Origin of the sequence: Helicobacter marmotae, from assembly GCF_003364255.1 — a bacterium.
Lineage (GTDB): Bacteria > Campylobacterota > Campylobacteria > Campylobacterales > Helicobacteraceae > Helicobacter_C > Helicobacter_C marmotae.
Window position 1 is genome coordinate 126,974 of sequence record NZ_NXLR01000002.1, and the last position, 22,361, is coordinate 149,334.

The 22,361-nt window shown below is 41.2% G+C and carries 23 protein-coding genes; 4 read left to right on the forward strand and 19 right to left on the reverse strand.

The genetic code is table 11. The annotated features are described in order from the left end of the window. The first annotated feature begins 2 nt into the window (after nucleotides 1-2). A complete protein-coding gene (locus tag CQA63_RS01950) occupies nucleotides 3-1,304 on the forward strand; it encodes a ComEC/Rec2 family competence protein (RefSeq protein ID WP_233706556.1) in 1,302 nt (433 codons plus the stop codon). On the opposite strand, the gene CQA63_RS09675 is transcribed toward CQA63_RS01950, so the two are convergent. Beyond that, nucleotides 1,301-1,438 (reverse strand): hypothetical protein, encoded by a 138-nt coding sequence (locus tag CQA63_RS09675; protein WP_170128353.1) that lies wholly within the window; start codon nucleotides 1,436-1,438, stop codon nucleotides 1,301-1,303. The genes CQA63_RS01950 and CQA63_RS09675 overlap by 4 nt on opposite strands. Before the next feature lie 288 nt (nucleotides 1,439-1,726). Beyond that, nucleotides 1,727-2,890: a UDP-N-acetylglucosamine 2-epimerase gene (gene neuC / locus CQA63_RS01955; RefSeq protein ID WP_104699419.1), complete on the reverse strand. Its 1,164-nt coding sequence runs from the start codon at nucleotides 2,888-2,890 to the stop codon at nucleotides 1,727-1,729. A 150-nt stretch (nucleotides 2,891-3,040) separates the two neighbouring features. Here neuC and CQA63_RS09680 point away from each other — a divergent pair, with 150 nt between their 5' ends. Further along, a complete protein-coding gene (locus CQA63_RS09680) occupies nucleotides 3,041-3,178 on the forward strand; it encodes a hypothetical protein (protein ID WP_158655435.1) in 138 nt (45 codons plus the stop codon). Between the two features lie 54 nt (nucleotides 3,179-3,232). Here the strand turns inward: CQA63_RS09680 and CQA63_RS01960 are convergent, their stop codons facing one another. The 17 genes from CQA63_RS01960 to CQA63_RS02040 all read right to left on the reverse strand — a co-directional run bounded on the left by CQA63_RS01960 (nucleotide 3,233) and on the right by CQA63_RS02040 (nucleotide 20,209). Further along, nucleotides 3,233-4,756, reverse strand: a complete 1,524-nt coding sequence (locus tag CQA63_RS01960; RefSeq protein WP_244916256.1) for a hypothetical protein — start codon at nucleotides 4,754-4,756, stop codon at nucleotides 3,233-3,235. 121 nt (nucleotides 4,757-4,877) lie between these two features. Beyond that, nucleotides 4,878-5,885 carry an N-acetylneuraminate synthase gene (gene neuB / locus CQA63_RS01965; RefSeq protein ID WP_104699418.1) on the reverse strand — a complete coding sequence of 336 codons (1,008 nt, stop codon included), beginning with the start codon at nucleotides 5,883-5,885 and terminating at the stop codon, nucleotides 4,878-4,880. Nucleotides 5,886-5,942: 57 nt separating this feature from the next. Further along, on the reverse strand, nucleotides 5,943-6,170 hold the full coding sequence (locus CQA63_RS01970) for an FkbM family methyltransferase (RefSeq protein WP_199770682.1): 228 nt from the start codon (nucleotides 6,168-6,170) through the stop codon (nucleotides 5,943-5,945). Nucleotides 6,171-6,174: 4 nt separating this feature from the next. Next, nucleotides 6,175-7,065: a class I SAM-dependent methyltransferase gene (locus CQA63_RS01975; protein WP_104699416.1), complete on the reverse strand. Its 891-nt coding sequence runs from the start codon at nucleotides 7,063-7,065 to the stop codon at nucleotides 6,175-6,177. A 148-nt stretch (nucleotides 7,066-7,213) separates the two neighbouring features. Next, nucleotides 7,214-7,822, reverse strand: coding sequence for an acyltransferase (locus CQA63_RS01980; RefSeq protein WP_233706554.1), 609 nt, complete (start codon nucleotides 7,820-7,822; stop codon nucleotides 7,214-7,216). Beyond that, a complete protein-coding gene (locus CQA63_RS01985; protein ID WP_233706553.1) occupies nucleotides 7,819-8,604 on the reverse strand; it encodes an SDR family NAD(P)-dependent oxidoreductase in 786 nt (261 codons plus the stop codon). The genes CQA63_RS01980 and CQA63_RS01985 overlap by 4 nt, the downstream gene beginning before the upstream one ends. Then, on the reverse strand, nucleotides 8,604-8,831 hold the full coding sequence (locus CQA63_RS01990) for an acyl carrier protein (protein WP_104699415.1): 228 nt from the start codon (nucleotides 8,829-8,831) through the stop codon (nucleotides 8,604-8,606). Before CQA63_RS01990 ends, CQA63_RS01985 begins: the two co-directional genes overlap by 1 nt. A gap of 36 nt (nucleotides 8,832-8,867) precedes the next feature. Next, nucleotides 8,868-9,524, reverse strand: coding sequence for a hypothetical protein (locus tag CQA63_RS01995; protein WP_115511813.1), 657 nt, complete (start codon nucleotides 9,522-9,524; stop codon nucleotides 8,868-8,870). Then, entirely contained in the window at nucleotides 9,511-10,626 is a 1,116-nt protein-coding gene (locus CQA63_RS02000; RefSeq protein ID WP_104700732.1) for a 3-oxoacyl-[acyl-carrier-protein] synthase III C-terminal domain-containing protein, read from the reverse strand. The genes CQA63_RS01995 and CQA63_RS02000 overlap by 14 nt, the downstream gene beginning before the upstream one ends. Continuing rightward, nucleotides 10,623-12,761, reverse strand: coding sequence for an acyltransferase (locus CQA63_RS10035; RefSeq protein WP_211305730.1), 2,139 nt, complete (start codon nucleotides 12,759-12,761; stop codon nucleotides 10,623-10,625). The genes CQA63_RS02000 and CQA63_RS10035 overlap by 4 nt, the downstream gene beginning before the upstream one ends. Then, on the reverse strand, nucleotides 12,758-14,422 hold the full coding sequence (locus tag CQA63_RS02010) for an HAD-IIIC family phosphatase (RefSeq protein WP_104700645.1): 1,665 nt from the start codon (nucleotides 14,420-14,422) through the stop codon (nucleotides 12,758-12,760). The genes CQA63_RS10035 and CQA63_RS02010 overlap by 4 nt, the downstream gene beginning before the upstream one ends. 120 nt (nucleotides 14,423-14,542) lie before the next feature. Next, nucleotides 14,543-14,914 (reverse strand): VOC family protein, encoded by a 372-nt coding sequence (locus CQA63_RS02015; RefSeq protein WP_233706674.1) that lies wholly within the window; start codon nucleotides 14,912-14,914, stop codon nucleotides 14,543-14,545. Continuing rightward, the gene (locus CQA63_RS02020; protein WP_104700644.1) at nucleotides 14,911-15,144 is read right to left on the reverse strand and encodes an acyl carrier protein; all 234 of its coding nucleotides are present in this window, start codon (nucleotides 15,142-15,144) and stop codon (nucleotides 14,911-14,913) included. Before CQA63_RS02020 ends, CQA63_RS02015 begins: the two co-directional genes overlap by 4 nt. 94 nt (nucleotides 15,145-15,238) lie before the next feature. Further along, nucleotides 15,239-16,282, reverse strand: coding sequence for a methionyl-tRNA formyltransferase (locus tag CQA63_RS02025; RefSeq protein WP_115511814.1), 1,044 nt, complete (start codon nucleotides 16,280-16,282; stop codon nucleotides 15,239-15,241). Then, nucleotides 16,270-18,273, reverse strand: coding sequence for a formyltransferase family protein (locus tag CQA63_RS02030; RefSeq protein ID WP_104700642.1), 2,004 nt, complete (start codon nucleotides 18,271-18,273; stop codon nucleotides 16,270-16,272). The genes CQA63_RS02025 and CQA63_RS02030 overlap by 13 nt, the downstream gene beginning before the upstream one ends. Next, nucleotides 18,273-19,037, reverse strand: coding sequence for an acetyltransferase (locus CQA63_RS02035; protein ID WP_104700641.1), 765 nt, complete (start codon nucleotides 19,035-19,037; stop codon nucleotides 18,273-18,275). The genes CQA63_RS02030 and CQA63_RS02035 overlap by 1 nt, the downstream gene beginning before the upstream one ends. After that, entirely contained in the window at nucleotides 19,034-20,209 is a 1,176-nt protein-coding gene (locus tag CQA63_RS02040) for a LegC family aminotransferase (protein WP_104700640.1), read from the reverse strand. Before CQA63_RS02040 ends, CQA63_RS02035 begins: the two co-directional genes overlap by 4 nt. Nucleotides 20,210-20,679: 470 nt before the next feature. Here CQA63_RS02040 and obgE point away from each other — a divergent pair, with 470 nt between their 5' ends. Then, nucleotides 20,680-21,711: a GTPase ObgE gene (gene obgE / locus CQA63_RS02045; protein ID WP_104700647.1), complete on the forward strand. Its 1,032-nt coding sequence runs from the start codon at nucleotides 20,680-20,682 to the stop codon at nucleotides 21,709-21,711. A gap of 4 nt (nucleotides 21,712-21,715) precedes the next feature. After that, nucleotides 21,716-22,327 carry a ribonuclease HII gene (locus CQA63_RS02050; protein ID WP_104700646.1) on the forward strand — a complete coding sequence of 204 codons (612 nt, stop codon included), beginning with the start codon at nucleotides 21,716-21,718 and terminating at the stop codon, nucleotides 22,325-22,327. The last annotated feature ends 34 nt before the right edge of the window (nucleotides 22,328-22,361 follow it).

Below are 22,361 nucleotides of genomic sequence, written 5' to 3' on the forward strand. Positions count from 1 at the left end.
CTATGAAAGCCGCTCATTCTCCATTTGAGGTAGAGCTTTTTAGCACCAGAGGGCAGTGGATTATTTTTATTTGTATTTGTGTGCTTGTTTTAGTATGGAGTTTATTTGAGGAATATAGGCGATATGCCGCTTATAGCACACCAGAGGGCACACAAGAGATTTATGCGCAAGTCATTGCCCAATATATGAAAGAAAAAAATGGCACATCATATTATGTTTTTAAACTAAAGGGCGAAAATGGCGAGGTATTTTATAGTACAAGCAAAGAAGATATTAAGGATATTACCTATCGTTTTGTTAGGATTTATGGTAAGAGAGGGGATTGCTCTTTTGTAGAATATTTGCGGAGTTGCTTTTTTATCACATATTATATGAGTTTGCAGGCAAAGAGAGATTATAGGGATACATTGAGGCGTCATATTGAAGACCAACATCATAACCCCCTTATTGCCTCATTGTATAAAACACTTTTTATCGCAGATTTTCTCCCTAAAGTATGGCGTGATTTAAGCAATAAATTAGGCATAGCGCATTTGATTGCTATTAGCGGATTCCATTTGGGCGTTTTAAGTTTTGTGATAGGCGGGTGTTTGAATCTTATATATAAAATCTTCCATACTTCTTTGAGTTATCGTAATAAATATTTTGATATAGCATTGTGTGTGCTTATTTGCCTCTTTATCTATCTGCTTATACTTGATTTCTCACCCTCATTTTTGCGTGCCTTTGTAATGGCAGTCTGTGGGTTTTGTGTCGTATATAGTGGGATTAAGCTTATTAGCTTTAAGCTGCTTTTTGTCGTTGTTTGCTTGTGCTTGGCACTTTTCCCTCGTTTGATTTTTAGTATTGGGTTTTTTCTCTCTGTTGGCGGTGTGTTTTTTATTTATCTATTTATGTCCCATATACATATCGCTCAAGGCTTTTGGCATAAGTTTTTGTATATCCCATTTTTGTTTAATGCCCTTATTTTTATTGATATGCTGCCTTTTGTGCACTGGTTTTTCCCTTATTTTACGCCTTTGTGTGTGTTATCTGTTCCTTTAAGTTTGCTTTTTGTTGTGTTTTTCCCTTTTATGCTTATCGCCCATATTTGTGGCTTTGGCTTTGTGTGTGATGAGTTTTTGAGCTGGGCTCTTACACTTAGGCTAGAAGCTATAGAGTTTTATACCCCATGGTGGTTTATGGGTATTTTTACTCTTTGTGCCCTAGCGGGGATATATTCAAAGAAACTTTATTTTGTACTGCAGGTTTTGGGGGTAGGGTTTTTTGCTTATATGGTGTTTAGGTATTTTAATCTCTCTTAGTCTTTGAAGTTTGTGGTTGGTATAGAATCCGCCTTAGAATCGTTAAAAACTGCGACTAGTGATTCGGAGAGAGATGTTTTGCTACGCTGAAGCTGATAGGTTGATATTTTATTACGGGTAGCAAAGTTTGTCATATTGAGGGAGTGGTAATGACCGAAACATCTCTGCAAGAACCACTAGAGACTCCGCCATTTGTTAGCTTTTGCGGGAGCACGAGGTGGAGGTGAATAATCTCTCTCAAAACCTAATAGAAAGCCCACAGAGATTCTTCTGGTCGCTTCGCTCTCCGCAAGAGGCGAGAAACCTTGCTATCGCCTAGGCTTTCATTAATAGAGATTTTTCACCCCCTAGCGGGGGTTCGTGATGCCAAAAAGTCCCAAACGTCGTCTAAGATAAAATCAAATCGCACGAAGTGCCACCTCTTAAAGCTGAAAATCTATGTTGTAAAAAGCTTTTTTTAGCAATCCCTCAAGGGGATATTCTCTTAAAATCGCTAATGTTTTATCGCTTGCTCCTCCCTCTCCATATGGGTTTTTCACATTTTTTAATATCGCCTTAAATTCAGGTGATAGAGCCTTTTTGGCACATTGGAGGATAGAGGAGGCTATAGGCTCGCTTGATAGGACAGAATCTGCCTTAATGCGCCCCTTTTGTCTATCGCCTATATCGATTGTAGCAATCTTAAAACTTGGAGCTTCTCCTAAGCCGCTTGAGCTATTCCCTATCACGCCACTAACGTAATTTAGCGCACTTAAATAGCGCAGTTGCCCCATTGATGTGAAAGCTATGCAATGCTCGTGCGTGCTTACAAATGTATCGATCATAGCATTAATAATGCGCCCATTGGTATCGGCATTAGCTTTTGTGAAAATATAGCCTACTTCATAGTTCTCCCTTAATTGCTCTAAGGCTAAAAGAAGTTCTGCAAATTGTGCTTTTGAGGTGTTTTCTTCTAATGTTACGGGGTGGAAAGTAATAAGAAAGTTATGCTTCATAAAGCGAAATTTGAGGGATTCTTCTAAAGCGGGTTTGGCAAGCAAGGGGAGAGTTTTAATGCTATCAATACCAAATCCACCTACGCAAAATACCCTATCTGGGCTCTCTCCAAGCTGGATTACCCGCTTTTTGTAAGCTTCTGTAGCGACAAAATGCAAATGACTCATCTTTGTAATACTATGTCTAATCGCCTCATCAATGAGCCCCTCAGTCGCCTCTCCGCCATGCAAATGGGCTATGGGGATATTGCATATCATCGCGCTTGCCACGCAGGCAAATATTTCATACCTATCCCCAAGGACAACAATAATATCAGGCTTTAGCTCGCTATATGCTTCACAAAGTGAGATTTGTGCTAAGCCCATTGCCTTAGAAATGCCAATAGGTGTATCGGAGCTAAGTATAATCTCACATTTTTTGTTAATAGGGAGGTCAATCTCTTTATATGTTAAGCCAAATTCCGTGCTTAGGTGCATACCCGTAGCGATGAGCTGAAGCTCTAAGTCCTCTGCTTGGTGGATTTTATGTGCAAGGGGGGAGAGGAGTCCCCATTCTGCGCGTGTGCCAGTAATAATGCAGATTTTACGCATATCTTTCCTTTGTGAAAAATAAGCCAATTATAACAGATATTGCCTTGTGCCTCACTCTTAGTGCAAACTTTTAAGAATCTACACTCCCATTCCATTGCTTATTTTAGAAATCACTAGAGACTCTACCACTTTGTCATATCTTTGGGCTTTATGCCCGAAGAATTTCTTTTAGAATCGCTAGTCGCCCACAGCAATTCTTCGGTCGGGCTTACGCCCTCTCTCAGAATGACAAACTTTGCTACCGCGTGTGTTACCCAAACCACACAAAGGCAGGAAAGGCTAAAATAGTGCCCCCCGCAGGGCTTTAGGCGCGAAGCGGGATTTACTCCCGCGAGCAAGACATCAAATCAATGACGCCGGCGAATCGCTATTAGATTCTGGCGGATATACCAAGACTTTATAACGTTTTTTAGCCTTTTGTATGAACGTTTGTGGCTTAAATAAATGCAAGAGATACATTTTACCAATAGATAAAAATCCTAGCAAGCCATCTTCTTTGAGTGTTGGGGTGATAGAAATATAGCCATAGTGTGAAATATCTCCCTTATATTCCCAGCAGTTATATACAGGAGTTTCGCCACAATATGACACAGCCTCTTCTTCAAGTTGCGCATCAAGGGCGATAAATTTATCACTTTTATTTGATAGCTTTTTGTATAAGCCATTGAGTTGGTAAAAGCTCTCATCACTTATACCCTGCCCAGCAAAGCCTTGATAAAGAAATGTATCATGGGAGAGGAAAGTGGGGTTATCCATAAGGGTTTCAAAAACCCCTACCTGCTTCATATATGCGCTAAAAAGCTGCGTTTGAGCGATGATATTTACACTGATAGCACAGAGGCTAAGCAGGCTTAGAGCGAGTATTTTAGAGATATTGCATTTAAGGAGTATATTTAAACTAAAGACAATAATACACGCTGCCCCAAGTGATTCTAAAATCCCATGCCTATCATCGAGGTTAGAGAATTGCACATATTTATATACCGCCACATAGCTAAACATACCAAAAAACATCACCATAAAGCCTATGATTACCCCCAACACATCGCGCTTTTCTATGAGCTTTTGCTTAAAGCGAATATAGAGCATAATAAGCCCAGCTATAATGAGTAAAAACACCAGTACGCCAAAAAGCAAGTAACCTATATGGGCTAAATGCAGCACTGAAAAAATAGGCGTTTTAATAAAAGCTTTCAAAAAGCCGCTTAAATGCACAGAGTTATAGCCTTCATAAAGTCCAAAAGGCTTAAAAAAACTAAGTTTTATCACATAAAAGATGATAGGTAAAAGTATGAAATCTATATGCCTTATAATCCATTTGCAAAAGTCTTTGAGCGTATTATAGGCTTTCTCCATATAGAGGAGGTAGAAAAGCACCAAGGCATAAAACACAAGTAAAGAATTCATCGTAAAAGCCACAAAAAGCACAGCTAGCGCACTTAAGCGGTAAAACCATTGCTTCTTTTGCACATAAAGGCTCACAAGATAGAATCCCACAAAAAAGAGCAAATAGCAGAATGTATAAGGAGAATTAATCAGCACATTGCGAGAGAGAGTATTAAAAGGGAGGAGTAAAAATAAAAGTGTGATAAAAAATAGCTCTTGCTTTGAGAGTAAGCCTAAAGAGCGGCATATTTCATACACAAGCATTCCACAAAGGAAGAAACTCACAAATGTAAAAGCCCTAAAAAGTGCTATACCATAAGGTTGTGCGCTAATAAATATCCAATCAAAATAGCCATACCAAATATTGCCATTTTGGATAAATTGTTCAGCCATTTCTTGCAGGCTAAAGCCCCCCACAGCCCCCCAATCGTCCCAATAATAACCTTCAGTATTAAGGAGCATAAGCCCAAAGGCAAGCAAATATGGAATAAAAAGCTTCCACCAATCATTTTTGAGATTCCCACTAAAATTTAGAGGGAAAGCTTTGTTATGCCCCCCCCCCCATTGTATTATCTAATTGTTGTAAAGCCATGTATTCCTCCTAGAGTTCTATCATTTCATCAGGGGCGAAATCTCGCACCGCCTTTAAACCAATGACCCTATCCCATTCCATGGGGGAAATCCCCCCTGCAGGGCGTTTAGCATAGAGATTCTCCTCATTGAGAATCTCCCCCTTTTTAATGGCACGATTAGCTACGATCGATTTGCGCGCGATAGGTTTATTTTTTGCTTCAGAGGGGCTTGTTCTTTTGATACCATCCCCTAGTGCTAGCTCTACTTCGCGTATGCCCTTTACCATTGCTTTAAGCTCTGCTGGCTCAAGGCTTGCTTTATGGTCTGGTCCTGGCATATTTTTATCTAAAGTAAAATGCTTCTCAATAATGCTAGCTCCCATACCCACAGCTGCAAGAGGGATAGATATGCCCTCTGTGTGGTCAGAATACCCCACAGGCAGCTTAAAGGCATCATGTAATGTTTGCATAGCTTTGAGATTCACATCGCAAAATGGCGTGGGATACTCGGTATTACATTGCAAAAGCGTAATATCCTCATATTTGGTGCCACATTCCACTAAGACATTGAGGGCAGATTCTATCTCGCCAAGATTTGCCATACCTGTAGAGAGGATAACCCTTTTTTTCAATGCCCCTATAGTGCGCAAATATGGGAGATTTGTAATTTCTCCACTAGGAATTTTGAAAGTCTCTAAACCAAGGCTATGGAGGAGTTTAGCACTTTGCACATCAAAGGGAGTGGATAAAAACGCAATGCCCCTTTGCTTGCAATGCTTGATAAGCTCCTGCCATGCGCTATCATCAAGCACAAGCTTTTGTATCATTTCAAGTTGAGATTCATCACTTTTGCCTGTATTTTCTATCTGGTATTCTGCTTTTTTTGCAAAACGACTAACGACATTTTCTGCCTTAGCAGTTTGGAACTTTACAATATCTGCCCCCGCTTCTGCTGCTACATCAATGAGCTTTTTTGCGATATGTATATCGCCATTATGATTAACGCCCGCTTCAGCGATAATAATAACCTTTGCCATATCTCTCCTTTGTGAAAAATAAGCCAAGATTCTATCCTTTTAAGCTTAACATTCCCCCTATAGCTTTGCTAGAAGTATTGTATCTTCAGCTAAGGGATTGCGATTTCTTAGATAAAGCTTGTACTTTGGGTTAAGGCTAAGGATAAATTGAGGGATGGTGATAAAATCTTGCTTTTTATGATACATACAAATAGCAAGTTTGGGGGCGTGGGTAGCAATGGTTTGTGCCGCACCCTTTAGGGCACTAAGCTCAGCTCCCTCTATATCCATTTTGACAAAACTCACAGGATTATACTCTATCCCCCCCCCCCGTTAAAAATTCACTTCTTAATTGCCCTAAGATATTATCGATACTATCGCATTCTAATGCCACTCCGGTAGCACTTATGCGCGAAGTGCCAGAGAGAGATTCCTCAAAATAAATCACCTCCTTTTTCTCTGCCGCTCCTTTGGGGATAACCACGCAATTTAAATGCTTTGTGTTCTCTCTTAGCTTGCCTATAAGTTTAGAATCGGGCTCAAGTGCGTAGATTTGTTTATAATTAGGCACATATTTGATAAATTCTAGGCAAGTATCGCCATCGTATGCCCCACAATCTACCATCACTTCATTATCGCCTAATGCTAACACATCGCTAAAAAATCCCTTTTTATCTTGCGTGCGGGTCAATGTGGTATAATTATTGTAGATTCTATCTTGGAGGTAGCCTATCATTACTTCTTTACTTAAATCATCGCTTAAGAGATGATAAGTCTCTTCAAAGGCGTGCAGATTTTTAAGAAAAAATGCTTTAAATCCTTGTGTGCAAGTATGAATGTAGCTTACATCTCTAAAAGTGTTTAAAAAATAAAGATGCTTAAAACCTAAATTTTTAAGATAGGCTGCCTTTGCCTTGACATCAGCCATACCAATAATTAAGGCTATATCTTTATTCTCCCATTCTTCAAGGCTATAAACAGGCTTACCTTTAAAGGTATTTGTTTTCTTAAAGGCTGCATTGACAATATGCCCCTTTACTGCTAGCTCCATATCATCGCAAAAATCCCTTACCATAGAGCCTAATGAATGCCCGCCTTGAATGCCTCCAAAGATATAAATATCCTTGTTTTGTGCTTTGAGTTGAGCCAATACCTCATGGGTAGTGGGGTAGGAATTGGTGTGGATAAGTTGTTCTAACATTTATGTCTCCTTTTTAATTTTTATTGTCATCACGGACCCCTGCAAGGGCTGAAAAATTGCTTTTAACAACTAGTGATTCTTTAAGAATTCTTCACCTCCTATGTTCCCTAAGAGGCGGTGAAATAAGAGATTCTCTAGCGTTTTTTCATTATTTGCATAAAAACTCCGCTTCCTTTGCAAGCACCGCTTGGGAATTAATCTCTGCTATGGGCTTTGCTGGATTGCCATAATAATAATGCCAAGCCTTGAGTTTGCGCCCCATATTTAAGCTCATAGGTCCTAAGCTAGCCCCCATAGCAAAGCTGCTTTTAGGCAGCACAAGAGAGTGGCTACCAATATGGCAATGTCGCTCTAAAATGATGTGTGAAGCCTTGATATGGCGCATATTTTCACTCACACAAGGTCCTATGAGGTATCCTCCGCTAAAATCATCGCTTGTAGCAAAGATTTTTGCATAGCTACTCATACCGCAGAAGTCCCCCATGCTTACACTTGCACTTATGCCATCGCCCCCTGTGATAGCACTAAATGCCCCCAAATGCACAAAACTCCCCAAATACACCGCCCCACTTAGAATCACAAAATCATCAATCCTTACATTTGAGCCTATGGCTATTTTATGCGGGGTATAGATTTGTGCGAGCCTAGAGATAAGCACATTTTCTCCTAAGCTTTTAAAGCCAAAATCCTTTAGCTCTTCTTGTGTGTAATGCCCGCTATTGCGTTGAGATTCCATAATAAGCGCATACTCTTTCATAAGCTCCCTCCGCCATCAATAATGAAGTTTTGCCCGCTTATCCATTGCGCATCTTGGCTGAGTAAAAAGCACACTAAGGGCGTGATTTGCCCCACTTCTCCAATGCCTAGTGGGTAGGATTTATCCATAGATTCTATATAGGCTTTGTCATATACTGCACTCCAAGATTCTATCATCTCGGTTCGCACAAAGCCCGGGCTTATGGCGTTGATACGATATTGCGGGGCGATTTCAAGGGCGATTGAGCGCACAGCAGCATTGATACTTGCTTTTGAAGCACTATAGTTGCTTAAGCCCTTTTGTGCCTTTATGCTAGCATTTGAGCTTATCCATACAAAGCTAGCACCACTTTTGCTTTTGGCTCTTTTATCTAATAAGCCTTTTAGAATCTGCAGATTCCCAAAATAATTGGTGTAAAAAAGCGCGATGGCGTTTTCGACAGACAGCACCGATGTAATCGGTGCTATCTGCTGGATACCAGCAGATAGCACGGCACCATCAAAGCTGCCATATTCTCTAGCGAGACTCAAAGCCCATTTGTCTAAAGCCTCTATTTGGCTTATATCTTTGGCTAGAGTGTGAAATTTATCCTTATAGCAAGAGAGTGCTCTTTTTGCCTCTAATGCTTGTGTGTTTCTCCCTAAGGCTATGACCTCCGCACCTAAGTAATTTAGGCTTAAAGCAATATCTGCCCCCATGCCACTGCTTGCCCCGCTAACTAAAAACCGCTTATTGATAAAGCATTGGGGTTTGAAAATGCTGCTTTGCTCTATGCTTGCCATTATACGCCTTTTAGCGGGGCTAGGGCGATAATATCGCGGACATATTGGCAGGCAGAGAGGGTATTGCCATTTATACGTTGATTAAAAAGGCTTTCAAAGAGGGCAATAGTAGAGATAAGCGCTAGGCTATCCCATTCTTCTATTTGTGCTAATTCCATATTTGGCTCTAATGCCTCATCTCTTTGCAAGGCATCGCTTAGATGTGCTAAAAATTCTTCTTGTGTCATATTTACTCCTTATGTTTAGATTCGCTAGAAACTCTCTTAAGTTGTCATGGCGTAGCCTCCACGAAGCGAAGAATTGCTGTGGGCGACTGGCGATTCTTGCAGAGATTCTTCGGGCATAAAGCCCTCAGAATGACAAACTTGGCTACCCGCAAGGGAAGTTATTTTGTCATTCTGAACCCCTGCAAGGGGTGAAGAATCTCTTTTAGCGACTAGTGATTCGGGCTGAGATTCTTCGCTACGCTCAGAATGACAAAGTAAATTTCCTTGCAGGTGTTTATTATGTGTGGGTTTCCCCTGCGGGTAGCAAAGTTTGTCATGTCTAGAGCTTGAGTCAAGCGAAGAATCTCTTTTGGAATTGCTAGAAACTCTGCCACTATTGTCATTCTGAGGGAGTGAAACGACCGAAGAATCTCTGCAAGAATCACTAGTCGTGCTTTTTGGTGTTTTTGAAAGCAATTCTTTGCCCCTCATTGGGGGCTCGTGATGACAAAGTGGCTGCCTTTTTAGCGATTCGTTTAAAGAGTCTTTAGCGGATAAGAGAGATTCTTCGCTTTCTTGCGAAAGCTCAGAATGACAAGAGGGCAGATTTGCTAGTGAAGTAAATAGCAATTCTTCGCCCTTTAAGAGGGTGAATATATAGCAACCTAAGCCTCCTTGAGTGTGAGGCATATTGCTCATTTTAGTATTTGACATGTGGAGCATCTCTTAATGGATCATCATAGAGGCTTACGGCTTGCGTTATAAAGCCCTTTTTTAGCTCTAATATCGCATTCCCCCAGCTTAGCCCCGCACCAAAGCCCGCTAAATGTACCTTTAATGGGGCATTTAAGCCCTCACTTGCCTTTAGGGCTAATGTATCGCAAATGGTTGCGGGGATAGAGCAGCCGCTGAGATTGCCATATTTGTTTGTCGTGGTGTTGGGGACTTTGCTTTGAGGCAAGCCAAGCGTGCGCGTGATATTATCTACAATATATTTATTTGCCTGATGAAAGAAGAAATAATCTATCGCTTCTGGGCTTAAGTTGGCATATTCAAAGAGAGATTTAAAGGCTTTAGGTTCTTTAGTGATAGCAAAGCTAAATATCTCTGCGCCGTCCATATAGAGCTGATCTAATTGCCTCCTTTCACTCACTTCCCATACTTTAGGCTCTTTGATAATATCTTTTGTGGGGATTCTATTGGCACTTTTGGGGATAATAAGCTTATCAAAGCCCAATCCATCACTCCCAAGCTCAAAATAAGCATTTCTAGGCTCTCGCTCAAAGCTAAGCAAGCTCGCACTCACGCCATCGCCAATAACGGGTGCTAGATTACTATCTAAGGGATTGACATGGCGGGAGAGTGTATCGCCACAAAGCAACAGCACATTCCTTGCTGCATGCGATTCTATAAGGCTATGGGCTATATACAAGCCATAGAGATAGCCCGCGCACGCTTGATTTATATCAAAACATAGGCATGCTTGGCTAAGCCCTAGCTTGCCATGCAGATAGCACGCACTCGCAGGCAAGCTATAATCAGGCGTTTGTGTTACAAAAATCAGTGCATCAATGTCTTGTTTATTAAAATGGAGCGATTCTAAGAGTAAAAGGCTAGCAGATTCTGCCATGTCGCTTGCAGTGATATGAGGCTCTGCTACATGGCGCGTTTGCAAGCCGATAACCTTTTTAATGCGCTCTAGGGCTTTTTTATCCCCATGGTAGAGGGTATCTAGCTCGGAATCTATGTGTATTACCTTTGGTGGTACAAGTGTGAAAGTAGCTAAAAGTGAAGTGTGAGAGAAAGTAGCTTTCATGCAATACTCCTTTTTGCCTTGATTACTTTGATTTCCTGTGTGGGAAGGCATATTGTCATTTTTTGCCCGAATACATCATAATGTGGCTTGCGCATAAAGGAAATGAGTTTGCCATATCTTAGGACTTGAAAGCCCGAAGAATCTCCTTTAGAATTGCTAGAAACTCTGCCACTATTGTCATTCTGAACCCCTGCAAGGGGTGAAGAATCTCTTTTAGCGACTAGTGATTCTTGCAGAGATTCTTCGCTTCGCTCAGAATGACAAAGTAACTGCCTTTCTCGTGATTCTGTTAAGAAGTCTTTAGCAGATAAGAGAGATTCTTCGGTCGCACTTCGTGCTCCCTCAGAATGACAAACTAACGGAGTCGCTGGTGATTCGGGCTGAGATTCTTCGCAATGCTTGGAATGACAAAATAACTTCCCTTGCAAGGTAATTTTGTCTTGCGGGTTGGATTCATTGTCATGTCTAGCGGGAGTGGAAACGACCGAAGAATCTCTGTGGGAATCACTAGTAGATTCCCTTTTTTCTTTTTCTATAAGGGGGAGGGGCTTGAATGTGCAAAGTTTTATAAAATAATGGGGGGCAAGAGCTTCGCTCGTGCGCGAAGTCCAACCCCATAATAACACTCTTGCCCCCTTATATATCCCCCCCGCCATACTTTGTATGTCGTTCGAAGATATACTTCTCACCCCCGACGACGCTTTAAGAGGTGGCACTTCGTGCGATTTAATTTTATCGCAGTGAGAATATATCTCACTGCTGGGAGACGTTTGGGACTTATTGGCATCACGAACCCCTGCAAGGGGTGAAGAATCTCTCTTGGCGACTAGTGATTCCTTGAGAGATTCTTCGGTCGGGCTCTGCCCTCTCTCAGAATGACAAACTAACAGAGTCGTTAGTAAATCTAAAAGAGATTCTTCGGGCATAAAGCCCTCAGAATGACAATAAGATAGGGATTGTCTAGTGGCTTTGCGAAGCGATTCTCCATAACGCTCAGAATGACAAAGTAATTTCCTTTGCAGGTGTTTATTATGTGTGGGTTTCCCTTGCGGGTAGCAAAGTTTGTCATTCTGAACCCCTGCAAGGGGTGAAGAATCTCTTTTGGCGACTAGTGATTCTTGCAGAGATTCTTCGCTTCGCTCAGAATGACAAACTAACGGATTTTCTAGTAAATCTAAAAGAGATTCTTCGCCCTCTAAAAAGGGCTCGTGATGACAACTTAAGAGATTTTCTAGTGATTCCTTTGAAAAGTCTTTAGCGGATAAGAGCAATTCTTCAGCCTTGCTTCCAAGACTAAAGACATGACAAGCTAACGGAGTTGCTAGTAAATCTGATAGAGATTCTTTACAATGCTTAAAATGAGAAAGTAGTTGAGATTCCTTAGTTGCACTGCAAAAGGTTGAAGTAGCCTTATATTGAGGCAGTGTTATATATATTTTATAATGCGTGTGAGAGAGAAAAGTTCTACTTATCCCCCCCCCCCGCTGCTTTTTACAATCTTGCTCATATTGGGCTAAAAATTGCGCTTCGCGCATTTTGATAGCTTCAGAATCTAGGAGTTTGAGAAGACGTGCTGGGCTACCAAAATAATAGCCATACGATTTAAGTGTTATGCCCCCAGCAAGGCTATTTGGTCCTAAATTTGCACCTTCTTCAAAGGTGGTTTGAGGCAGCACAAGCGACATAGCGGCTATATGGTTGTGTTTAGGTAAATGTATATGACTAGCGATGATATGCCTATATTGGCTAGGTATGCACGAATTTATCAGCACTTCCCCGCTTAAATCATCACTAAGACTTAAGATTCTACTCCCTAGCGAGAGAGAGCAGAAGTCCCCCATACTTACACTCGCACTTATGCCATCGCCCCCTGTGATATTAGAATGCGAGGAGATATGTATAAAGCTTCCTAGAGTGATAGCTCCGCTAAGAATGGCAAAATCATCAATCCTTACATTTGAGCCTATGGCTATTTTATGCGGGGCGTAAATTTGTGCAAGCCTAGAGATAAGCACATTCTCTCCTAAGCTTTTAAATCCAAAGTCCTTTAGCTCTTCTGGGCTATAAAATCCTGCATTATATTGCTGATAGAGTAGGGGGTTGGTGAAGTATTCTTTTATTTCATCTTGTTTCATACGCTCTCCTTATCTGCGAAGATATGAAGCCCCTTTGGCTCTTTTTTGTGGATTTTAATGTGTATCCTCTTGGGCTCGCTGGCATTAGATTCAATGAGGCTAGGGGCTTGTGTGAGCTGTTTTAAAGCTTGTAAAAATGGTGTATTGCGCTCGCCCTTTTGATAATGTAAGAGTACTTCATCACTTTTGCTTGATAGTGTTTTGATACAGAGGGAGAAGCTAAGATTTAGCATAAAGCCCTCCAGCCTCCTGCCTAAAGCCCTGCAGCTTATGACTACATCTAAAATATGGATTTCATTTGCACACTTTTGGGCTATACATACGCCAATAATCCCGCTATCGCTAAGTTTATCCCTCATACTAAGGGTGATTACGCAATGCTCTTTAGAGTGGATATAGCTTTGGACTTGAGAGAGTGTGGGGCGGGTGTAGTTTGCTATAAATTGATTTGTTTTATTTAAGAGTTCGTAGATTCTTTGGGCATATTTTGGGTGGTTTATGCTATATGAGAGCTCTAGGGCAAGCTCTTTGAAGTATGCTTCATCATCTAAACTTTGTAGATTTGCCCTTGTAGTATTTGCGGCTATATCTTTTGAACGCAAGCTATCTTCTGTGCTTAATGTGAATTTAGTAAGCCCGGGGTAGAGATAGAGGCTAAAAAGCACTTCACTTGGGCTACTTGCAAGCAAGCATTTCACTCCTGTGTGCGCTACTTGAGTGATTTCAGCGATATTATCATCAATAAAAAGCATAGCATTTACGCCTATGTTAAAAGCCTTAGCGATTGATAGGAGATTTTCACTCTTAGGATTCCAATTAATGGCTGTGTGGTCAAAGTCATCCCATTTCAGCGGGAAGTCGCTTCGTTTAGCAAACATAGCTTTCACATCATCTTCATTATTTTTAGAACAAAGGGCTAGAAGATAGCCTTGCTTTTTATAGAATAGGATTTGCTCTTGGAGGGCTTTATGTGAGGGGCTAAGCTCTAGGGCTTGTATGCCATCTTCTCCTAAGATGCCACTATAGAGGGTATTATCTAAATCGCACACAATAGCTTTAAGATGGGGCAAAGTAAGGGCGGGGATAAGCTTTAAACCTAGAATCTGCGCCATGGCTAAAGAGCCATAATTGCTTAGCTTTGTCCCCGTTATAGGCTCTTTGGTGGGCTCAAGCAGGGTGTGTTGATGCTGATAGATTTTAGGGAGTAGGCTCTCTCTTTGGGTATAAAGGCAAGTAAGACAGAAAGTAAAAATGTTTAGCTCTTGCAAAGATTGGAGTGTTTGCAAATCTAGGGGCTTTTTATCAAGGAGGAGTATCATAATAGGCGCTTTGCTTAGAGCCCTAAGGGCTAAAGCCCTCTCTTTGATAAAGGCTAACACATCAAAGGCTAGATTATAGCGCATAAGGTCAATATAGATGATTTCTAGTGCCGCATTTGCTTTCATATAAGAGCTAAAACTTAAAGAATCATCATAGGCAGAATATGTAAAATGTACCTTTAACCCCGCGCGAGCTAAAAATACATCTATCACACTCTCAATCACTTCAAAGGCGTGGTTTCTGTGTATGTGAATATTCAAAGGCAGGGCATGGCTAAAATCTAGGGCTTTGTTTGCCCAAAGGAGATGAGTGCGCTTGAGGTCTGGGCTAAAAACATTCATAAAGCACGCCTTAAGAGGACAAGTTCAATAAGCAGGGAATTAGGCAACATAATAAAACAAAGCTTTTCAAAATAGCTAGCATTCATAATGGGCACAATTAAGCGGGCTTTTTTAGGCAAGTTATTCATTATATCCCCCCCCCCCGTTAAAATAATTTTTATCTTTTTGTTGTGCTTGATTTGAGTTATGGGCGTTTAAAATAAGCTCTGTATCTCTATGAATATCTTTGCTTTCAAAGGCGATGTGGTAGCATTTAATGCGTGCTTTGAGGTAGCTATTTAAGGTGGTTGCCTCGGGGAGATTTTCTAATAATTCTAAGCGATAGGGGCTTAGATGATGAGTGATAAAGACTCCCTTTACGCCTTGGGCTTCATCACTAAAGCTATCTTCTACCTGAAAGCCTAAGGTTTGAAAAAGGGGTAATTCATTAGCGATATGATGACAGGCTATGCCGATGTGATGAACCCTTAATTGCTCTAAAAGTGCATTCATGAGAGAAGCTCGCTTACTCGCCTAACTAGGGCTTCTTGGGTATTAAGATAGGGCAGCTCATCTGCTTTAAAGGCGATATTGAAACTCTCCTCAATACTCATAATAATATCAATATGGGCTAGCGAGCTCCAATTTGGGCAGTTCTGCATACTCACTTGTGTATTTTCATTAACGGGCACTTCAAGTATATTACTTAAAATCGCATAGATTTTTTGACTTAGCTCTTGCATAAAAACTCCTTCATAAAATTTTCTTTATACAAAACTTTGGATGGAGGCAAAAGATAAAGTGCTATAGAATGGAAAATGTGGAAGATTAAAACTCTCATGCTACCCACCTTTTTGGGGGAGCTTTATGGGGTCGATAAGCGGGAATTATAGGGGTATTCTTTACTTTATCCCCCCCCCCCGTTAAAATATTGTGCTCATAGCCTATAGGGGTAAAGAATCTATCACCGATTCTAAGTTTAGCCTCCGTGATGTACTCACTTATGCTAATGGTTGAATCTTGGGTTTTTACTATCAAAATAGGCTTATGCCCCTCTCTTTTTTGTATGCCTACAATCACCCCGGGCGTGGCGATATAGCAGGGGGCATTGCTAAGGAAATGAGCTTTAAAAATACGTACCTTAAAAGTGTCTCCTTGCGTGCATACTTGGGTTAATGCTCCTAAATCTGGGGCATTGAGCGCACGGATAAAGTTAAAGATAAAACGTGATGGCTTATCCCAATGTATCCATTCATCTCCAGCTATACGTGCCGGGCAGTAAAATCCTATTTTGTGTATATCTGTTTGTTTGATAGGTTTTGCCTCTCCTTTATGTAAAAGCATAAGTGCGCTAAAAAGCACTTGGGCACACTCTGTATGTGCTGTGTGTAAAAGCGTGCTGTAGCAATCTTCATCACTTATAGGGAACTCCCTTTGTAAGATAATATCTCCTGTATCAATGCCGCTATCAATATAATGCACGCTAATGCCAAAGCTCTTTTCATCATTAATAAGCACCCAATTTAGCACATTGCGTCCGCGATAAAATGGGAGTTTGCCCGCGTGGCAGTTAATGCTTTTAAGGCGGGGCATAGAGATAAGAGGCTCTTTAAAGATTTGATCAAAGCTCATAGAGACAAAAATATCACATTCAAATGCCGCAATTTGAGATAAAAATGCGGGGGAATTGATGTTTTTTGCTTTAATATAGGGGATATTATACGTTGTGGCTAGGGTTTTTAGAGTTTCATCTGTGCTATAGAATCTCGGAGTGATAAAAGCAATGTGAAAATCGTTGCAAGAGATGAGTTTTTCAAAGGCATTGTGTGCCCAGATTCCATCTGCGAAATAGCCTATTTTAAGCGGTTTTAGCTTACGCACATTTGCCCCCTCTCTTGAGATAGGGGGAATATAAGGGATTGCTTATTATAGCGCGTGGAGCTATAATAAGGATATGTCCTGCCCCCCCCCCCTGTAGGCTTTAAGGCGGGTTTCAAGCTAGATTCTAATGCGTGGTTAGATGTTTGTTTCAAGGCAACTTCATTTGCCCTATAGGAGAGGAAGAGTGATGAATGTTGTGCGCTTGCTTTAAGCTGGTTATAAATAGGATGATTATAAATATACCCCCCGATATAAAAGGGCTTTAAAGCAGTGGCAAATTGCTTTTTAAATAAAAATAGTGAATCCTCCGGACTAGCGCTTCTCCCACCTCCTAAGATACAATAGCTTAATCCCTTTGCTTTAGCGATTTCAAAAAATGCTTCAAAAAGCGCACCCATGGCATTTAAATTACCTTGCAAGCTCTGCCTCGCATTAGCACCTAGATGATAATATCCACAAAGACTATCAAATAAAAATATCCCCATAGCGACAATTTGACCTTTGTATCGTGCTTCAAGCATAAGAGTTTGTGGGAGTTGAAGGAGTGCCTCAAAATATGAGGGTTTGAAAAAGTAAAACGCACTTGCCTTATTGCGCTCCATAGTGGAGGTATAGAGTGTCATAAAGGCGTTGAGATTCTTGCTTGGGGCGATTAGTAGGCTTGAGCTGGCTTTACTTAGCTTGGTTTTTAAGCGCGGGGAGTAATGCCTTAGGCGTTGGTTTGAATCTGTGCTTACAATGACAATATCTCGCTCTTTTTTAAAGAAATCAAGCAGTGGAGCAAAATAGCGAGTGAATGGAGCAAATGGGTGAAAGCGGATAAATTCTGCAATAATGCCTAAATCTCTTGCTTTTTTGGCTTGTGCTTTTAGGGCAAGGTGGAGGAAAGCTTGGTGGTTTGAATTACTCATATAGCCCGCATAGCCATAAGGAGAGCTCATATCATAGTAGCCGCTATTAGCGATAGGCTCGATTATAGCGGTATTTGTAAAGCACTTTTTATCTTGGGTGAAAGTAAAGTCAAAAGTCGCTCTATTTGATAGGGCTTTACTATAGTCTTGAGTGCTAAAAATAGGCTTAGTAATAGGCTCAAAGCGAATATTTTGCTTAGAAAAGTCTGCTAAATGCTTAATATTCTCCTTGCTTGTTAGCTCTAAAAACCCTTCCTTGCGTTTGCAAAGTATGTGATTATCATAATGCAAGAGTATGTCATTAATGCTGCGATCTTTGAAGATTCTATCTAAAAACTTATTGTGAATAAGTTTGGCATCTATGAATGATATAGTCTTATCCCCCGCAAGATACGCGCCTTTATCGATTCTAGCAAATGCCTTGATTGTTGAGATGAGCTCTTGTGTGCTTTGAGTGGCAAAATCAAGGGCTAAATCTTGGGCTTTGCGGGTGAAATATGCAATATAGGGCTTAGATTCTATCCTTAGCGAATCTGCTATTTTAAAATCCCGCTTTAAGGCAAGCTTAAAGGCTTCCCTCTCGGCTAAAAAGCACATTTGATAGAGGAGGGCTAAGGGTGTGCTGCTATCATTATACACAGGCACTTGTGAGATAATCTCACCCGAATCAATTTTATCAGTCATAATGTGGCAAGTAGCTCCGCTTGGCTGATTATAGAGGATAGCGCCATTTATGGGGTGAGCACCTTTGAGATTGGGTAAAAGTGAGGGGTGGCAATTAATAAAAAGTGCATTGGGGTGGAGCTTTTTAAGTGCTGATATAGGCAGGATATAGGGGCAGCCATTACTTAGGAGCACATCAAATTGAAGTGAAGTAATCAACTCTAGCAATTCTTGCTTGTTTGAAAACTCAAAATAATGCAATTTTTGAGCATAGCTAAGTTCATTTTGCAAGGAGTTTGCGGCATAGGTATTAGCTTGAAGGCATATCGTGAGATTGGGGCAGGATTGGAGCATTTCATGGAGCACTTCAAGGCGATTACCCACAAAAAGGAAGTGTTTATTATGGGCGCTTAGCATTATCTCATCCTACTAGGGATTGGAGTTTGCAAAAGATGGGCGGGGTTATACAACCTTGCTAGGGATATATAAAATCTAAAAAGGGCTATGGCATAAAGGTAAAGTAAAACCTTTACTTTATCCCCCCCCCCCGTTAAAATATCATCTTTTTGCTTTTGGGAGAAGTTCTGCTCTAAATGCGATTCTAAAGGATTGTGATAGATAAGGGAATTTGGCGGAATGTGCGTATTATGGGCTAAAATCATATTACTCCCCATAAAGCTCCCTCTGCCGATAAAGCAATGCCCATTAATAACACTCCCAGTAGATAAATGGCAGAAATCCTCTACTTGGCAGTCATGCTCCACTAAGGCTTTGGAATTAATAATACAAGCCTTGCCAATTTTTGCATTCGCATTAATGAGTGCATGGTGCATAATGATACTCCCCTCTTGGATAATCGCACTCTTTGCGACATAAGCAAGAGGCGAGATAATAGAGGGAAGATGATAGCCAATTGCTTTAAGATTTTGGTAAATATGGGCACGAATGGAGGGGGACTTTATCTGCCCTATGGCGATGAAAGCGTGTTTGATATGTAAAAAAAGCTCTTCTAAAAGCTCGTCTCCGCCAAGTATAGGGTAGCCTAAGGTTTCTTTTTGCCCCTTTTGGAGGGCTAGGCTATCTAGGATTCCATATATTTGGTAGACATTTTCTTGCTCAATAACATCAATGCACGCCTTTGCATGCCCGCCTCCGCCAATAAGTACTAAAAGTGGCTTCATGGAGTGCTTCTCACTCGCGCACTACTAGGGAGATTCACAATGCATTCTTGCAGGGCTAGGGCATTACATAACTCATCGCTTTGGCAAGATTTGTACATATTGCATTGGTTATTAAGCTTCCAAATAGGGCGCGTCATAATGCCCGCTGCATTACTCATCTCTAAGAATCTATCCCTTAAGGCTTTTGTTGGAAGTTTTATTGCATTAAGCCAGAAGTTTGGCTCTGTGTGGGCTCTAGCGGAGATAAATTCAATATCTTCAAAGTTTGCAAAAAATGCTTCATAGCTTTTTGCAAGGGATTGTTTATCAGCAAGAAATGTAGGTAATTGCTCAATTTGTGCTACGCACAGGGCGGCATTGAGGTTAGGCAAGCGGTAATTAAATCCTAGCTCATCATGCTCATATTCATAAGGGTGAGGGATTTTAGCAGTGGTGGTGAGGTGCTTTAATCTCTTTGCTAAGGCTTCATCTTGCGTGAGGATAGCCCCTCCACCTCCGCAAGTGATGGTTTTATTCCCATTAAAGCTTAGAATCCCGCATATTCCAATGGTGCCTGTGTGTTTTCTTGTAGTTGAGGTAATGAAGCTCCCTAGCGATTCTGCTGCATCTTCGATAAGTAAAATCCCCCATTCATCGCATATTTGCTTGATTTCTTCTATCCTTGCTGGATGACCAAAAGTGTGCATAGGCACGCAAGCTTTGAGAATCTTGCCACTTTGTTTATTAATCGTGTGGTTTTGGCATTTTTTGCCATATGTTTGCAAAAATTTTTGCAAGGCTCTAGGTGAGAGGCTAAGGGTATCCAAATCCACATCAATATACACAGGGCTAGCGCCTGTATAGGCTATGGCATTACTTGTGGCAATAAAGCTTAAAGGCTGGGTTAGCACTTCACATTGTGCATTGATATTAAGGGCATGGAGCGTGGCATGCAAAGCACAAGTGCCATTGGTGGTCGCTATGGCATATTTAATGTGGCAAAATTTCGCAATTTCTGCCTCAAAAATATTGACAAACTCCCCCACACTGGAGACAAAACCACTATCAATACATTGATTTAAATATGCCTTTTCATTTCCTATAAATCTTGGCTCATGAAGCGGGATAAACCCCTCTGGCGTGGAATATTGCTCCCGAATAAATTGAAAAATTTCTTCAAAGTTGTTTTGCATAGAATCCCTTTGTGAGTGAAGCTTATACCCCGCATTGTAACAAAAAAGATTAAGTCTAAAATGTAATGCTTGCTAAAAGCTCATATAATAGCCTCCTCGCGGGGGTAGCTAAGTTTGTCGCCTCTAGCGGGCGGGCGTGGTGACTACCGAAGAATCTTTGTAAAATCCACTAACGACTCTGCCCCTTTTTCTCATGTCTTAGGGCTTGTAAAGAGGTGAAGAATCTCTTCTCGATTCTCTAGTAGATGAGAGAGATTCTTCGTGCTCAAAGCCCCGCAAGAGGGATAATGAGGGGTAGAGTCATTAGTGGATTTGAAGGAGATTCTGCCCTATATACTTCAAAATAAGCATTCAAGCAAAGATTTTAAACCTCTAAGGGGTTAGGGCATATAAAAGGCTTGCAAGGCATATTAGCTGATTTGTGCTTCTCTTATGCTAGCATAGTGGCATTTAAAGGCGAGGTAAGGGCTGTGTTTGTTGATAGTGTAGATATTTTTATCGCTTCAGGTAAGGGCGGAGCTGGGGCTGTGAGCTTCCGTAGGGAAAAGTTTGTGATACAAGGGGGACCTGATGGGGGTGATGGAGGGAATGGCGGAGATGTGTATGTGGAGGTAGATAATAATACCGATACACTCTCCAAATTTCGCGGAGCGCGGCATTATAAGGCAAAAAATGGGCAGCCCGGTGGGGCGAAGAATTGTAAGGGTAAGAGTGGAGCGGATATAGTGATTAAAGTCCCCCTTGGCACGCAAATACGCGACTTTGAGACAAAAGAGCTTATTATTGATATGGATAGCTATCCTCAAGTGGTATGCTTGCTTAAAGGAGGCAAGGGAGGCTTGGGCAATGTGCATTTTAAAAATGCGACCAATCAAGCCCCTACTTATGCACAAAAGGGCTTAGAGGGAGCACAAAGGCATGTGATTTTAGAATTAAAGCTTATTGCTGATGTGGGTTTAGTAGGATTTCCCAATGTAGGGAAATCTACGCTTATTTCAAGGCTCTCAAACGCAAAGCCTGAAATTGCAAATTATGAATTTACCACTCTCACGCCTAAGCTAGGGATAGTAGAGATTGATGATTATAATAGCTTTGTTATGGCTGATATTCCGGGTATCATTCAGGGCGCAAGCGAGGGTAGGGGCTTGGGCTTGGAGTTTTTAAAGCATATTGAGCGAACTTCTTTTTTGCTTTTTGTGCTTGATCCTTTAAGGGAGCAGAGCTTGAGGGAGCAATTTGAGATTTTGCATAAAGAATTGGGTGAGTTCTCATCTTTGTTAGTGCAGCGACCCTTTGGGGTGATGATTTCAAAAAGTGATATGAAGCATTTTGGGGCAGAGTTTGAAGGAGAGTTTAAGAGATTAAGCGATGAATTAAGCGCATATATGGGCACACTACATAATGCACCTTGCTTTATTTTAGAAGTTTCGCCTTTAGAGGGAGTGGGGCTAAAGGAGCTCAAAATGCAGCTTTTTACCGCCTTAAAGGCTATGAGGGCTTAATTTGATGTGGCAAGCGGGGATTGATGAAGCAGGGAGGGGCTGCTTATGTGGAGGGCTTTTTGTCGCTGGGGTGATAGGAGAGGAGCATACTATAAGCAACTTTAGGGCAAAGGATAGCAAAGTCCTCTCCCCAAAGCGGCGCGAGAGTATTTATCAAGCTATGCTAGAGGCATATCATAGGGGTGAAATAGGACTATATGTGGTTGAAATTAGCTCAGTAGATATAGATAGGCATTCTTTAAGCTGGGCTATGAGGCAGGGCATACAAGGAGTGCTAGATGCTATAAGTGCTTATGTAGCGATGGCTCAAATTGCGCAAAAGCTCAGCATTTTTATCGATGGTAATACGACTTTTGGCGCGGAGCTTTCTCAAAATGCGCTTTCATTAGGCTTGAGTATGCAGACGCTTATTAAGGGTGATTCCCTCATGGAGGTGATTTCATGTGCGTCAGTGGCAGCAAAGGTTTGCAAAGATAGGCAAATGCAAGCATTAGATAAGCTCTACCCTCAATATAAACTTGCCAAAAATAAGGGCTATGGGACTTTAGAGCATAGGCGGAGTATAGCACAATATGGGCTTTGCCCCCATCATCGTAGGAGTTTTAAGTGTTGTTAGTTTGTTAGGCATTCAGTCTTGTTGCCTTCTTTTT

Excerpts from the sequence above, each read along its gene's own strand:
- CQA63_RS01950 (WP_233706556.1), top strand. The coding sequence starts at position 3 with ATGAAAGCCGCTCATTCTCCATTTGAGGTAGAGCTTTTTAGCACCAGA.
- CQA63_RS09675 (WP_170128353.1), bottom strand. The coding sequence starts at position 1,438 with ATGACAAACTTTGCTACCCGTAATAAAATATCAACCTATCAGCTTCAG.
- neuC (WP_104699419.1), bottom strand. The coding sequence starts at position 2,890 with ATGCGTAAAATCTGCATTATTACTGGCACACGCGCAGAATGGGGACTC.
- CQA63_RS09680 (WP_158655435.1), top strand. The coding sequence starts at position 3,041 with ATGCCCGAAGAATTTCTTTTAGAATCGCTAGTCGCCCACAGCAATTCT.
- neuB (WP_104699418.1), bottom strand. The coding sequence starts at position 5,885 with ATGGCAAAGGTTATTATTATCGCTGAAGCGGGCGTTAATCATAATGGC.
- CQA63_RS01975 (WP_104699416.1), bottom strand. The coding sequence starts at position 7,065 with ATGTTAGAACAACTTATCCACACCAATTCCTACCCCACTACCCATGAG.
- CQA63_RS01980 (WP_233706554.1), bottom strand. The coding sequence starts at position 7,822 with ATGAAAGAGTATGCGCTTATTATGGAATCTCAACGCAATAGCGGGCAT.
- CQA63_RS01985 (WP_233706553.1), bottom strand. The coding sequence starts at position 8,604 with ATGGCAAGCATAGAGCAAAGCAGCATTTTCAAACCCCAATGCTTTATC.
- CQA63_RS01990 (WP_104699415.1), bottom strand. The coding sequence starts at position 8,831 with ATGACACAAGAAGAATTTTTAGCACATCTAAGCGATGCCTTGCAAAGA.
- CQA63_RS01995 (WP_115511813.1), bottom strand. The coding sequence starts at position 9,524 with ATGTCAAATACTAAAATGAGCAATATGCCTCACACTCAAGGAGGCTTA.
- CQA63_RS02000 (WP_104700732.1), bottom strand. The coding sequence starts at position 10,626 with ATGAAAGCTACTTTCTCTCACACTTCACTTTTAGCTACTTTCACACTT.
- CQA63_RS10035 (WP_211305730.1), bottom strand. The coding sequence starts at position 12,761 with ATGAAACAAGATGAAATAAAAGAATACTTCACCAACCCCCTACTCTAT.
- CQA63_RS02010 (WP_104700645.1), bottom strand. The coding sequence starts at position 14,422 with ATGAATGTTTTTAGCCCAGACCTCAAGCGCACTCATCTCCTTTGGGCA.
- CQA63_RS02015 (WP_233706674.1), bottom strand. The coding sequence starts at position 14,914 with ATGAATGCACTTTTAGAGCAATTAAGGGTTCATCACATCGGCATAGCC.
- CQA63_RS02020 (WP_104700644.1), bottom strand. The coding sequence starts at position 15,144 with ATGCAAGAGCTAAGTCAAAAAATCTATGCGATTTTAAGTAATATACTT.
- CQA63_RS02030 (WP_104700642.1), bottom strand. The coding sequence starts at position 18,273 with ATGCTAAGCGCCCATAATAAACACTTCCTTTTTGTGGGTAATCGCCTT.
- CQA63_RS02035 (WP_104700641.1), bottom strand. The coding sequence starts at position 19,037 with ATGAAGCCACTTTTAGTACTTATTGGCGGAGGCGGGCATGCAAAGGCG.
- CQA63_RS02040 (WP_104700640.1), bottom strand. The coding sequence starts at position 20,209 with ATGCAAAACAACTTTGAAGAAATTTTTCAATTTATTCGGGAGCAATAT.
- CQA63_RS02050 (WP_104700646.1), top strand. The coding sequence starts at position 21,716 with ATGTGGCAAGCGGGGATTGATGAAGCAGGGAGGGGCTGCTTATGTGGA.